We start from the raw sequence: 13,981 nt of genomic DNA, 5'->3' as shown, positions 1-13,981 counted from the left end.
CAAAAATCAGATAAAATCATACACTCCATTCTTCCAGCCTAATACCTTAGAAGAATCTGCCTTCAGCCAGTTTTTAAGAATCGTAGCATATACTTTTCTGAAATCTTCAGAATAAATTAAATCCCCTTCATTTAAATTCGTTAAATCAGGAAGTGTGTTCAAAAGGCCTTTCTTTTTCAGCCCTCCACTGATGAAAAACATCTGGTTGGCCGTTCCGTGATCAGTTCCGTTACTCGCATTTTGGGCAACGCGGCGACCAAATTCTGAGAAAGTCATCAATAGAATATTGTCGAAAAGTCCGTTACTTTTCATATCCGCAACAAAAGATTTTACCGCTTCATTAATGTCTTCGAATAATTTTTGTTGTCTTTCATTCTGATTGACGTGGGTATCAAAACTTCCGATTGAAAGATAATATACTCTTGTATTAATATCAGATTTTATCAGTGAAGAAACGGTTTTGAAGTCTTTTCCGAGTTGAGAATTCGGATAGGGCTGTTCCGTTTTTTTAGCTTTACTCTTTTCAAAAATATAACCGGCATTATTGATGGTTGAACCTAAAGTCTGATACAAATAAGAAACCGTCTCGTCATCATGATGGTGGTCATATAATGATTTGAAATATTTTTCCTGGCTGGTTTGATATAATCTTTTCGGATCTTTAAAGGCAAATGCTTTGTTATTTTCACCTTTTAGGGCCAGGCTTAACATGTCATCAACTTCTAATGCCTGTGTCGGATGTTCACAGCGATAACATTCTTCATCCAGGAATCTTCCCAGCCATCCGGTTTCAAGATATTGATCGCTTCTGCTTGCGGAATGCCATATATCCATACTTCGGAAATGGGATTTGTCTGGATTGGGATAACCTACATTATTCATCACAGAAAGCTCACCGTTGTCATATAATTCTTTAAAATAGGAAAGTGCAGGGTTGATACCGGCTTCATCGGTTAACTGTAATGAATTTTGAATGGCAATTGTATTTCTTTCTTTGAAATAAATATCGTTTCGGGTAGGAATTATGGTATTCAGACCGTCATTTCCACCTGTAAACTGAAGCACGACCAATATCTTATCGTTCGGTTCCAGTGCTTCATCGAATGTCATTGCTTTCAGGAAGTTCGGCATCAATAAAGATGCGGTAGCTAATGAACTTATTTTTAGGAATTCTCTTCTTTTAATTAACATACAACTAAGTTTTAGGGTAAAGATGATAGGTTGCAGGTGATTCAATCAATTTTAACTATAAGCTAAAATCCGCTACCTGCTTCCTAAAAACTACATTAACTGATATTCTGGTGTTGACATAAGATTAATGACATTCATTTTCACAGTACTGTCAGAGAAATTTTTCACGGAGCTCATATCTAATGATGTATTGTTTTGAATTAAATAATTCTCAACATTTTTTCCATTAAATATCTTTTCCACACGGGCCCAGTCAATTGTGATATTCGGGTTTTTAAAGCTTTTTGCTAAGGTGTTTGTATTGTTTTTCAATCCCATATCCAGGTCATCATCTTCTTTGGGACGATAATCGAGTGGTCTTAATCCTGACCAGATCTGAGGAATCTGAAGTCTCAGCATCAGTGTAGAACTGTCAATCCACGATTTTCCGTTCGGCCAGCCTGCAACATTAGGTGGATACAGCAGCATTTGTCCCAGTAATTTCTGATAAACGATGAGGTTCTCCGGATTTTGAATATTCATAGGAAGTGTTCGCATCATTCCGGCCATCAGCTCAATGGGAGATTTTATCCTGTTGCCGATATTTTTCTTATCATAAAACCATGAGCTTGAGAAAATATCTGTCATTAGTTTTTTGATGTCGTAGTTAGATTGATAGAAGCTTTCGCTTAGTTTATTAACAATGGTTTCATCTACATTTTCATTCACGAAAAACTTATAAATTTTAGTAGTGATAAATTTGGAAGTTGCTTTTTGTTCGAGAATGATATTTAAAGCATCAGTTCCTGTAAAGTTCCCGGTTTTACCCAGAAATGTTTTTGTGCCTTCATCATGAAGTTTTTTTCTCTCCACAAAATTCCCTTCCTTGTCAAATCCCCATCCTGTAAATGCTCTTGCTCCCTCTCTGATATCTTTTTCCGTATAGTTTCCTCTTCCCATCGTGAAAAGTTCCATCACTTCCCGCGCAAAGTTTTCATTAGGATGATCCTTTTTATTTTGCTGATTATTTAAAAAATTCAGCATAGCAGGAGCCTGGCTGACTTCAAATAAAAGATCTTTGAAATTTCCCAGCGCATTTTTTCGAATAACATTCAGAATTTGCCTGTTGAATTTTGGGTTGACCACTCTTGAAGCAAAATGTCCGTGCCAGAAAAATGCCATTTTTTCTCTCATTTGCTCTTTGCTATTCACCATCTTGTCAAGAAAATTCAGGTTCAGCTCCTCGTTTTGTTCGCGGTAAACCCGCTGCATTTCCTTTTTCTTTTCGGCTGGAGCTTTATCGTTCATCATATAATCACCGCCTTCAACAATATCAGGGGTATCATAATTGATGAAAAGAAAGGTTTCTTCTGTAAACAGATCATGGATTAAGCTTTTGATATCTTTTTTGTGAAGATCCTCAAACTGGCTGATTCCTGCTCCGAAACCTGCACGCCAGAGAAGGTGTTTGTTATTGATGAGCGATGGGAGAGTCATATCGGTATTTTGCTTTTGGATGGATTTGTTGAAAAAAGGTTAAAATAATAACGGGTTAATAATTCTTAATATTGCTTTTAAAGATTACCGAATGGATTATCATTCTTAATGCAATATAATGGAATGACGAGTCTATAGATAATGAAGCAGACTTCTGTTTTCGTAAAAATGACAGATCTGCAAAATTGATTTTATAAAGTACTTCTTTTTTTTAAATGGTTAAACAGCTATTTAAATTTAATGAAATATAATTAATTGAAAATCATTATTTTGTGATTTTAATTAATGTTAAAAAGACTGGCTTTTCCTTGCTTGGCACGATTTTTACATCTTTCTGGTTAGTAAAATTTAAAAAATCAAGAGTTATGAAAATGTTTAAACAAGCAATTTTATTTGCTGGAATTTTAACAGCGGGTGTATTAAGTGCGCAGGACTCAAAAATGAATAATATGATTAAAGTAGGAGCGAATGCTGGTTTAGCAGTTCCTTCCGATAATGTTTCTGCGTCAGCTGGTGTAGATGTTGCTTACCAGAATCTTATTACACCTGGATTTGGTTTAGGTATCGCAACGGGATATACTCACTATTTTGGAAAAGATAATAACGGATATAATAATAATGATGTTGGGGTAATTCCTGTGGGAGCATTAATCAGAATTTATCCGAAACAAACAGGATTTTACTTTGGAACTGACTTAGGATACGGATTCCTGGTAGGTGATGATAAAGTTGCTTCTAATTCTACAGTAGACAGGCCAGACGGCGGATTTTATATCAAACCGGAAATCGGATACCACAACCAAAGCTGGAATTTCTTTGTGCAATATCAGAAAGTATTTGCAGGAAGTAAGGGAGATTTAGCCGGACAGGACTATAATGTGGGGAACATCGGAGTAGGATTCTCTTATAATATTCCTTTAGGAAAATAATAATATTTTATTATAAACAATTATTAACCAAACCTTTTCAGTTTTGTGAAAAGGTTTTTTATTTCCTTATAGAATTTACAAAAAGTATTATTATATTTGATAAAATTTGAGATTATGAACTTAAATCCAAAATTTCCGCTTTATCTACCAGGAGTAAAGAATGGTAATAATGACAATGTTTCGATTATTGGAGCAAGCCTTAGTGAAGATGTGACAACATTAGGTTATTTTGTTTCCGGTAACGAGGGACTTAATATAAAAATTCAGACTCATTATCCTACGAAATCATTTTCTTCTTTTTCAGAGATTTTAGAAAAATTTATTCAGGATAATCAGCTAGAAAACGTAAAACGATTGGGAATAGCAATTCCGGGCCCTGTAATGAATGGGAAAAGTAATCCTATACGATTAGGCTGGAGTTTTGATCAGCAGGAATTTATCACAAAATTCGGTTTCGAAAGAGCTGATATGCTGAATGATCTTGAAGCTTCTGCATACGGTATGGCACTTTTAGAAGATAATGATTTGGATCCTATTTATACAAGTGGCCATCTGGAAAAAGGGAATGTAGCAATTATTGCACCCGGAAACGGACTGGGTGAAGCCGGATATTTCTTTGATGGAAAATATTTAAGACCTTTTGCTTCGGAAGGAGGTCACTCCGAATTCTCTCCGCGTACCAACGTAGAAGTGGAATTCTATCAATTCTTGAATAATATTTATGGAATTGTAAGTTGGGAAAATGTACTTTCAAAAACAGGACTATTCAATATCTACAGATTTTTGAGAGACGTAAAAAGACATCCAGAACCGGAATGGCTAGGAGAGAAGCTTACAAAAGGTGACTTTGTTGAGGAATTATTTAAGGCTGCTATGGAAGAGGATGTTCTTATCTGTAAAATAGCATTAGATACTTTTCTGGAATTTTTAGCGAGAGAAGCCAATAATCTTGCACTTAAGCTTAAAGCAACAGGAGGATTGCTGATTGCAGGAGAAATTCCTCAGTCTATAAGAGCTTATATCAATAAGGAAAACTTCTACGAAAAATATAAAATCAGTGATAAGATGGAAGAAATGCTGAAAAACATTCCGATCTACCTGATAAAGAACAATAATACGCCATTAAACGGAGCGGCGCTCTATACGGCTTATTATCAAGAATAAATAAGATCTCCGAAGAAATTCGGAGATTTTTTTTGATGATATTATTCATGAAAATAATTAATTTTATTGATGTACATCAATGAAATCTATTGAGTAAGTTAGCTATTTTTGCATCAGTAAATAACAAGTAATAACTTAATTCAATGAAAAAAATATTTTTATTAGCGGTTTTAGCTGGTGGATTAGCTTTCGGGCAAACAAAAAAAGTAGTAGCATCTGATGTACACTGGTGGGGGTATAAAGTAGCAAAATCTGAAGCAAGTTCTCATGACGGAACTATCAAGGTGAAGTCTGGTAACGTAGTTTTAAAAGGAAACCAGGTTGTAGGAGGTACTTTTGTTTTGGACATGACTTCTATTAATTCAACTGATCTTTCAGGAGAATATCAACAGAAACTTAATGGGCATTTGAAAAACGGAGATTTCTTCGAAGTTGAAAAATACCCTACAGGAACTTTCAAAATCACTTCTGTAAAGAAAAACAATGATAAAGTATACAATAGCTTAGTAACAGGAAATCTTACAGTAAAAGGTAAAACAAATCCTGTTTCTTTCCCTGCTAAAATTGCAGTTGCTAACGGAGCGGTAACTATTGAGTCTAATAAATTCTCTTTTGACAGACAAAAATTTGATGTTGCTTACAAGTCTACAATGCAGGATGTTTTTGTGAAAGATGATATCGACATGACAGTAAAAGTGACTGCTAAATAATTTAAACAAAAAAAGATTGTTAAAAGTGTAGAAGTTCTACACTTTTTTTTATTTTTGTTGAATTGTAAATAAAAAAGAATGAAAAGATTACTATTGTTGGCTATGATGTGTGTTTGCATGTCATTTGTTTTTGCTCAAAAGAAAGGAGATAAAGTGATAAAAGTGACTTCATCTGAAATCAGATGGTGGGGTTATAAGGTTGTAAAAACTCAGGAAACATCACACTCTGGAACTGTAAAATTAAAAAGCGGAAAATTCAATTTTGATAAAACGGTTTTGATAGATGGTGAGTTTATTATTGACATGAGAAGCTTAATGGCAGGAGATGTTTCTGAAGAAGATCAGATTAAGCTTACAAACGACTTAAAAAGCACAAACTTTTTTGAGGTTAAAAAATTCCCGACTGCAAAGTTTCATTTAACTAAAATTTTACCATTAGCAAACGGAACATACAATTCAACAGTATATGGAGACTTTACATTGAAAGGTGTTAGAAAGACGATTTCTTTCCCTGCAAATGTATACATCACTCAGTTTACAGTAATCATTGAATCTGCTAAGTTCTCATTGAACAGAAGAGATTTCAAAGTATTCTACCAGTCTTCATTGAAAGATTACTTTATTAAAAATGAAATGGATATTCAGTTCAAGATTTCTACAGAAAAACTGGATAACGAAAACAGAGTTCCGGTAAAAAAGAAATAATTTTTTTAACAATATTTAAATATGGGCAGCTTTCAGAAGTTGCCCATATTTTTTATTTTAGTAGTATGAAAATTTATATAATAAGCGGGTTGGGAGCCGATTTTAAAGTATTGGAAAAATTAGAATTTCCTAAACAACATGAAATTGTCTTTATAGACTGGCTGATTCCTGAGAAAAATGAAAGCTTTGCCGCATATATAAAGAGAATGGCCGAAAAGATTGATGATTCACAGCCATTCTACCTTTTAGGATATTCTTTTGGAGGAATTATGGTGCAGGAGATTAATAAACTGAAGCCTGCTGAAAAAGTGGTGATTTTGGGAAGCATAAAATCCGATAAAGAAAAATCCAGATTAATAAGAGCCGGAGAAATTACAAGAATTCCTAAAATTCTGCCGGAAAGCCTATTCAATGAAAGAACAACAAGAGCTTATTCTGTGCTTCGAAAGTTTTTCGATCCTAAAAACCCAAAGGTTTTACAATATTTCAGGGTGAAAGATCCTTATTATTTAAAATGGTCGGTTGAAAAGATCTCCGAATGGAAATTTGAAGAAACATCGAAGGTCGTACAGATACTGGGTGATAGAGATATTGTCTTTCCTATTAAAAACTCAAAACCCGATTACATTATCAAAGGGGGGACTCATCTTTTTCCTGCTACAAAATTTAAGGAGGTCTCCCGTATTTTACAAGATGAATTAATTTAAAAATATATTTTATTTCAAAAAACACCCTATTTAAAATAGGGTGTTTTTGTTTTTATTATTTGTTTTTGAAAATTTATTACTACTTTTGATGGGGTAATTAAAAATTTTATGAAAGTAGGGCTTAAATGGATAGTGTCTTTTACTATCATTTCTCTAGTCGCAGTCGGGGGGCTGTTTTGGAGTCCCATTGTTGATTTTCCGAATACCGGAGAATTTCTAGATGAAAGTAAAATTGTTGGAGCAGATGTGGCCTGGATTCTGGCAGCTGCAGGTTTGGTTTTATTAATGACGCCTGGCTTATCATTCTTCTACGGCGGAATGGTTGGGAAGAAAAATGTGATTTCTACCATGCTGCAAAGCTTTATTGCTTTGGGAGTGATCTCAATTTTATGGGTAGTAGTTGGTTTTTCACTTTCTTTTGGAGATTCTATTGGCTTTACGATTAATGGAGAACATTACGGAATAATCGGTAATCCTTTAAGCTATCCCTTTTTCAGCAGAGTAGGAGTATTGCCGCATAAAGCAATGGCTTCTACAATTCCCTTTATTCTTTTTGCTTTGTTTCAAATGAAATTTGCAGTCATTACACCAGCTTTGATCACAGGATCGTTTGCTGAAAGAGTAAGATTTATTTCTTATCTGTTGTTCATGGTTTTGTTTAGCCTGTTCATATATACTCCTTTATGTCATATGGTGTGGCATCCGGATGGACTTTTGAATAAATATTTCGGAGTAAAAGATTTTGCCGGAGGGACAGTGGTTCATATGAGTGCCGGTTTTGCGGCTTTGGCGGGAGCCATTGTTGTTGGAAACCGAAAAAATCCTCACCATGAACCATCCAATATCTCATACGTAATGTTGGGAACAGGAATGCTTTGGTTCGGATGGTTTGGTTTTAATGCCGGTTCTGCCTTGAGTGCCAATGCAACTGCTGCTACAGCTTTTGGAACTACAACGATTGCTTCAGCTTCTGCAATGATGACCTGGATCTTTTTTGACAGAATCAATAAAAGAAAAGTTTCTGCTTTAGGAGCGTGTATCGGTGCAGTAGTAGGTTTGGTTGCGATCACTCCGGCTTGTGGGTTTGTTTCTATTTCGGAAAGTCTTTTCATCGGTTTCATTTCGGCAATTGTTTCTAATATAATGGTTAACTGGAAAGCATTGAAGAAAATAGATGACACGCTGGATGTTTTCGCCTGTCATGGAGTGGGAGGAATTATGGGAATGATCTTAACAGCAATCTTTGCTCATGGTGAGAATGCAAGTCTTCTTCATGGGGGAATTAAAGTATTTGCCCATCATATGATTGCGTTGGTTCTTGTTTCATTGTTTGCATTTTTTGGCTCACTGCTTTTGTATAAGATTACAGACAGTATCATCACTCTAAGGGTCTCTGAGGAGTCGGAAAATATGGGACTGGATATGTCTCAACATGAAGAAAGCCTGTGTTAAAGTTAATTGTGAATTGTCAATTCGTTTTGCAGTCAATTTAAGAATTCACCTGCGAGCCAATTCATTATAGATAATTCACATCAATAATATTTGAGTTCATATAGTTTTAATTTTGAGCCGAAGGTGAAATTTCATCTTCGGCTTTTGCTTTTCAATTTATCGTGTATCTTTGTGTTTAGGAAAAATGATGAATTTTCTATATGGAATCAATATCGGTTTTTGAGATTATTAAAGTAGGGATTGGCCCTTCTAGTTCACATACAATGGGACCTTGGAATGCAGCTTCTGCATTTATTAGAATTATAAAGAGAGAAAGATCAATAGATGAGGTGAAGGAAGTGTTTGTTGAGTTTTTCGGTTCACTGGCAAAAACGGGAATCGGGCATGGAACAGATATTGCCGGAATGTTGGGATTAAGTGGTGAAGACTTTAAGACAATCGATACTACCAAAATTGATGAAAAAATTGAAAAAGTAAAAAATAATCAAATTCTCAATCTGGGAGGTGAAAAGGAAATTCCTTTTATCTACGGTCATCATTTGGTCTTAAATATGCAAAAGTCGCTTGACTATCATCCGAACGGAATGATCTTTAAGGCAATTTTTGAAGACGGAACTGAGCTTGTTCAGGATTTTTACTCTGTAGGGGGGGGATTTATCATGAGCCAGGAGAAAAAATCGATTCAAAAACACTGTGTCCGCACTTTGTATCCTTGTCATAAATCTTCGGATATTGTAAAATATTGTGAAAAATTAGGGCTTAGCAGGATTTCAGACCTAATCCTGATGAATGAAGAAAGCTGGAGAACTCAGGAAGAAACAAGACAGGAAGCCCTTTATATCTGGCAGCAGATCAAAGAATGTATTTATAAAGGAGTAAATAAAGAAGGAGTTCTTCCGGGGGGATTAAATGTGACAAGAAGAGCGGCCGGACTTAATAGAAAATTATTAGGAGATAGAATTTATAAAAATAAGGATGAGTGGTTTCAGCAGGTAGTGGATGCCGAAGAAAACTTCACCAATATTAATAAATGGATTGCTTGTTTTGCATTGGCGGTAAATGAAGAAAATGCAAGCTTTGGAAGAATCATTACGGCTCCTACCAATGGTGCAAGTGGAGTAATTCCGGCAGTTTTAATGTATTCTCAGGCTTTCACAAACTCTATAAGTGAAGAGGATATCGTAAGATTTTTATTGGTAGCCGGTGAAATAGGAACTTTATTCAAGAAAAATGCGACAATTTCTGCGGCGATGGGTGGTTGCCAGGCGGAAATCGGGGTTTCATCAGCAATGGCGGCTGCAGGTTTAACGGAAATTCTTGGTGGAAATGTTGGGCAGGTTTTAATGGCAGCGGAAATCGCGATGGAGCATCACTTAGGACTTACATGTGATCCGATCAAAGGATTGGTTCAGATTCCATGTATTGAAAGAAATACAATGGGAGCGATAAAAGCGATTACAGCAGCAAATATTGCCTTAGAAAGTGATCCGACAAAAGCAAAAGTAACTTTAGATGAGGTAATTCAGACCATGTGGGAAACAGCATTGGCTATGAGTGACCGTTTTAAAGAAACTTCGGAAGGGGGATTGGCGATTGCGGTGAATGTTCCGGAATGTTAAGTAACTCTAATTTAGATACAAAAAACCTCAGATATAAAATCTGAGGTTTTTTATTTATTATTTCTTGTTAAATAAAAACTTTCCGCCGCCTTGCTCCAGTTGCATTTCTGTTTTTTCAGGAAAGAAAGTCATCTTTAGACCGGCATTGTCAAATTTAAACTGATCTTTTTCTACATATTCTAGTGGAAACTCAGGTTGCCCTGTTCCCTGTCCGAATAATCCTCCGTTTTTAATGAAAATTTTAATACCAAGTGGAATATCTTTAGATGAATAATCACCAACGTATTTCTCTAACTCAGTTTCTGAAATTTTTGTAGTTGAAAAATTAGGCAGACTGAACTCTTTATTATAAAGTATACTTAAAATATCAATTGTGAAATTATTGGCTCCTATTCTGTCGGCGTTCAAAGAATAAGAAATGGAAATATCATCCTCACCGTTATAGATCATTAATGAATTGGTTCCATACGTTCCGCCGCTGTGTCCTACAAACATCTTTGAATAAAAAGATGTTAAAGCGAGTCCCATTCCAAATCTGTCCTCTTTAGGCATCATGGCAGAAAGGCTTTCTTTGGAAATAATTTTTCCTGCAAAAAGAGCATTAATAATGATATTTAAATTCGTTGGAGTAGTGGCAATATCACCTACACCTACTACATTGTTGAAATCAAAATCTTTCACAGGTTCCCATGCATTGGCATAGCTGTAAGAACTGAAAACGTTTGTTGGCTTTTGGCTCACCGTATAAAAGTTTTTTAATTGTAGAGGCTGTACAAATGTTTCCTTTAAATTGTCTGCGTAAGATTTTTTACTGACCTTTTCTAAGATTTTTGTCAATAAATAATATCCGGAATTGGAATATTGAACTTTAGTTCCCGGCTCAAATAAAGAACCCTGCTCAATAATGTGATTCATGATCTGTTCTTCAGAAACTTTATCTGTAAGCCACTTCATGGTATTCTTGCCCGTAACATAATCTCCCAGTCCTGAAGAATGATGAAGCAGTTGTGAAATCGTTATTTTTTCAGCATTTGGAATTTTAGAATAAAACTTTGAAAGTTTGTCATTAAGATCCAATTGCTTTTTCTCAATAAGCTTAAACAACATCATGGCGGTCATCGATTTTGTGATAGAACCGATCTGAAAAGTTACTTTATCCTCTTGGGAAAAAGCAGTTTCTCCAAAATTTCTTTTGTAGATCTCTTTTCCTCCTTTAAAAATCGAAATTTCACCTGCTTCGGCATTGTTTTTCTCTAGATAAGAGATGAAATCATCAATTTTATTCAAACTTTCCTGAATGTTAGCTGATAATTTAAGGATCTCGAGATTTTCATCTTTATTATTCTTTTTATCAAAAGGTTTTAAAACTAAAGGAAAGCTTTTCCCGTTTTGAATGAAATTACCTGATATGGTATTGTTTTCAAGCTTTCCTTTATAGGATGCATTTGCGCTTGTAATTTCTATAAACAATTCATTGTTGCTAAATGATACCTTTTCGGCAGGAATACCTTCAGCTCCTTGTGCGGGACTGTCAAGTAAAGCTTTATAAGAATTTTTATCTTTTTCTATATGAACAATAAAAGGAAGTTTATTTCCTTCAATATCTAAATCTCCTTCCCATGAACCGGCTATTTGTTGTGAGAAAATTTGTTGAATACTTAGTAGAAAGACAATAAATAAAATTTTAGTTTTCATAGCTTTTAAAATATAAATTGACAAGTGATAGTGGTAACGATAATTAAGAATGCAAAAATCACGATCTGTTTCCAGTTCTTAAGATTGGTCGCTGTTTTGAAACCATTATAGATAAGGGTCATTCCGTAAGCAATTAGTAAAAGAGCTGAAAAGCTGAAAATACAGATAACAACAAGATCTGCGGGAGAAATATTTGCCGGATTTTTTTCTGCCATTACTCTTATAGACTCCATACTGTTTTTAATAATAGGAAGCTCGCTGATCAGAATGATAAAAATTCCCGGAATTTGAGAAATTAAAATGGTATTGACAATATCAATAAGTCTGGTCCTTTTATTATATATTTTTCCGAGAATAAAAAAAATAATGATTGCAATGATATAGCTTAATAAGCTGTAACCAATACTTTTAATAAATGAGTCTTTTTCATCTGCATACCGGTAATGAAAAATACTGTCCACCTGTAAATTGAATACATTACATAATACCAATGTGATTCCCAGAGATACTATTCCTGCAATAAGAAGCTGATTCTCGCTATATTTTGAAAATGGGTTGAAAACTGTTTTCCAATTCATGTTGATGAGTTTTTTGCTTTAGTTTTTTAATAAGTTGATTTTTTGAATAAGATCATCCATTTTGTTTCTCATAGTAGGATAGGAGAGATCGGCTTGTTTTGCCATTTCTTTAATACTTCCGCTGGATAAGAAAAAATTGAGGATAAATTCCTGTTCATCACGATTCAGCTTTAATATAACCGGAAGCTCATAGTCTCCATTGACTTCTGTAGTACAGTTGGGACATTTCATCTGACTTACATTTAAGGTATGATCGCAACTAGGACAAATAATGGGGAGTTTCATTGAATATGTTTTTACAAATGTAATATTAATTTAAATAAAGTTAAATACTTTTTTAATAAAATTAAAAATTGATTGAATATTTGAAATAAAAAAACTTCCGGTTAAGGAAGTTTTTATAAAGGTGGTGATTAATATAAGTTATTATTTATCAAGTATTTCTCTTATTTTATTGGCATTGGAGATCAGTTCTCCTAAATATTCGTAATTTTCTTTTTCTAAAGCCGATTTGAATTTTCTTAATTGTGAGATATGTTCATTTAAAACATCCAGAACATTTTCCTTATTTTGTTTAAAGATAGGAACCCACATTTCAGGATGTGATTTTGCTAAACGTACTGTACTCGAAAATCCGGAACTCGCAAGTTGGAAAATCGTTTCCTCTTCACGTTCCTTTTCCAGAACTGTATTCGCTAAGGCATAAGATGTGATATGAGAGATGTGGGAAATATAAGCCGTATGAATATCATGATCTTGGGCATTCATATATATAGGATGCATGTCCAGAGTATAAACAATCTTCTCGACCAATGTAAAAGCATCTTCTGCAGATTCCTCTTTATTACAAATAACTCCGGCCTTTCCTGAAAAGCTCTCCGCTACAGCAGACTTTGGGCCATTGTTTTCCGTTCCCCACATCGGGTGAAAAGCAACATATCTGGATCTTTTAGGATGACTTTTAACTATTTCTACAATTCCTGACTTTGTAGAACCACAATCCATTACAGTTTGATCATCTGAAACCAAGTCCAAAACCTTTGGAAGGAGTTTTCTGGCTGCATCTACAGGAATTGCAATAATAATAAGGTCAGAATTTTTGATTCCTTCCTCTAAGTTTGCCTTCTCGTTGATGATTTGAAGCTCTATACCCTCATTAAGGTGTTGTTCATTGTTATCAATTCCATAAATATAAGTTGCAAGGCCTTTCTGTTTTAATTTTAAAGCTATCGAACCGCCTATTAATCCTACGCCAATAATACCTATTTTCATTTTCTTCTAATTTAAAATCAAAAAACCTCGTCTAGGACGAGGTTTGAATTATATATACATAAGAATTCCTTATCCCATAATTGAGTTAATAATTCTGTAATAATATGCTCTGTTGTTAGAATTCATACTGCGAAGGTATAAAATAATTTTCAAATGTGGACATGTATGCTATATATATTAGTATTTTGTTTTTCATGACTATTATATGATTGTCTTGTGCTTGCTCTTTTTATTAAAAAATTCTTCTCGTACCTAATCAGTGAGTTAAGATAAAATATTACGGGAATATGAAATTTAAGTTAAGTAAATTAGGATTATATATAATAAAGTATCTATCTTTGCCCCACTGAAAACGAGAGGTGAGTAGGTAAGCGCAGAAGAGCTTTTGGATAAGCATAAAGATTAATAAAATCACTTTAGGAGATACGGGAAAAACAATCAGAAACTTTTAGAAATAAAAGTTGTGGGAGTTAAAAAATTTTG

At 34.4% G+C, this 13,981-nt stretch carries 13 protein-coding genes; 7 read left to right on the top strand and 6 right to left on the bottom strand.

All coding sequences use genetic code 11. The features are described from left to right. Window positions 1-6 precede the first annotated feature (6 nt). Window positions 7-1,191: a DUF1501 domain-containing protein gene (locus tag CLV73_RS16015; RefSeq protein ID WP_100377907.1), complete on the bottom strand. Its 1,185-nt coding sequence runs from the start codon at window positions 1,189-1,191 to the stop codon at window positions 7-9. A 90-nt stretch (window positions 1,192-1,281) separates the two neighbouring features. Further along, a complete protein-coding gene (locus CLV73_RS16010) occupies window positions 1,282-2,667 on the bottom strand; it encodes a DUF1800 domain-containing protein (protein WP_100377906.1) in 1,386 nt (461 codons plus the stop codon). A gap of 365 nt (window positions 2,668-3,032) precedes the next feature. Between CLV73_RS16010 and CLV73_RS16005 the strand changes: the two genes are divergently transcribed. From CLV73_RS16005 to CLV73_RS15975, 7 genes are all read left to right on the top strand, one after another. Next, a complete protein-coding gene (locus CLV73_RS16005; protein WP_100378222.1) occupies window positions 3,033-3,596 on the top strand; it encodes a hypothetical protein in 564 nt (187 codons plus the stop codon). A gap of 114 nt (window positions 3,597-3,710) precedes the next feature. Continuing rightward, window positions 3,711-4,760 carry a glucokinase gene (locus CLV73_RS16000; protein ID WP_100377905.1) on the top strand — a complete coding sequence of 350 codons (1,050 nt, stop codon included), beginning with the start codon at window positions 3,711-3,713 and terminating at the stop codon, window positions 4,758-4,760. A 143-nt stretch (window positions 4,761-4,903) separates the two neighbouring features. Next, window positions 4,904-5,470 (top strand): YceI family protein, encoded by a 567-nt coding sequence (locus CLV73_RS15995; protein ID WP_100377904.1) that lies wholly within the window; start codon window positions 4,904-4,906, stop codon window positions 5,468-5,470. A 78-nt stretch (window positions 5,471-5,548) separates the two neighbouring features. Beyond that, window positions 5,549-6,175: a YceI family protein gene (locus CLV73_RS15990; RefSeq protein WP_039372854.1), complete on the top strand. Its 627-nt coding sequence runs from the start codon at window positions 5,549-5,551 to the stop codon at window positions 6,173-6,175. 65 nt (window positions 6,176-6,240) lie between these two features. Further along, window positions 6,241-6,882 (top strand): alpha/beta hydrolase family protein, encoded by a 642-nt coding sequence (locus CLV73_RS15985; RefSeq protein WP_100377903.1) that lies wholly within the window; start codon window positions 6,241-6,243, stop codon window positions 6,880-6,882. Window positions 6,883-6,990: 108 nt separating this feature from the next. Continuing rightward, the gene (locus CLV73_RS15980) at window positions 6,991-8,334 is read left to right on the top strand and encodes an ammonium transporter (protein ID WP_100377902.1); all 1,344 of its coding nucleotides are present in this window, start codon (window positions 6,991-6,993) and stop codon (window positions 8,332-8,334) included. Between the two features lie 200 nt (window positions 8,335-8,534). Beyond that, a complete protein-coding gene (locus tag CLV73_RS15975) occupies window positions 8,535-9,953 on the top strand; it encodes an L-serine ammonia-lyase (protein WP_100377901.1) in 1,419 nt (472 codons plus the stop codon). A gap of 57 nt (window positions 9,954-10,010) precedes the next feature. On the opposite strand, the gene CLV73_RS15970 is transcribed toward CLV73_RS15975, so the two are convergent. The 4 genes from CLV73_RS15970 to CLV73_RS15955 form a co-directional block, all read right to left on the bottom strand. Then, the gene (locus CLV73_RS15970; protein ID WP_157798812.1) at window positions 10,011-11,648 is read right to left on the bottom strand and encodes a serine hydrolase domain-containing protein; all 1,638 of its coding nucleotides are present in this window, start codon (window positions 11,646-11,648) and stop codon (window positions 10,011-10,013) included. 5 nt (window positions 11,649-11,653) lie between these two features. Continuing rightward, the gene (locus tag CLV73_RS15965) at window positions 11,654-12,226 is read right to left on the bottom strand and encodes a YIP1 family protein (protein ID WP_100377899.1); all 573 of its coding nucleotides are present in this window, start codon (window positions 12,224-12,226) and stop codon (window positions 11,654-11,656) included. Window positions 12,227-12,244: 18 nt separating this feature from the next. After that, window positions 12,245-12,511: a DUF2089 family protein gene (locus CLV73_RS15960; RefSeq protein ID WP_100377898.1), complete on the bottom strand. Its 267-nt coding sequence runs from the start codon at window positions 12,509-12,511 to the stop codon at window positions 12,245-12,247. 141 nt (window positions 12,512-12,652) lie between these two features. Further along, window positions 12,653-13,498, bottom strand: a complete 846-nt coding sequence (locus CLV73_RS15955; RefSeq protein WP_100377897.1) for a prephenate dehydrogenase — start codon at window positions 13,496-13,498, stop codon at window positions 12,653-12,655. Window positions 13,499-13,981 lie beyond the last annotated feature (483 nt).

Source organism: Chryseobacterium geocarposphaerae, assembly GCF_002797535.1.
In the GTDB taxonomy this organism is placed as follows: Bacteria; Bacteroidota; Bacteroidia; order Flavobacteriales; family Weeksellaceae; genus Chryseobacterium; species Chryseobacterium geocarposphaerae.
This window is presented reverse-complemented; position numbering and strand designations above follow the sequence as displayed.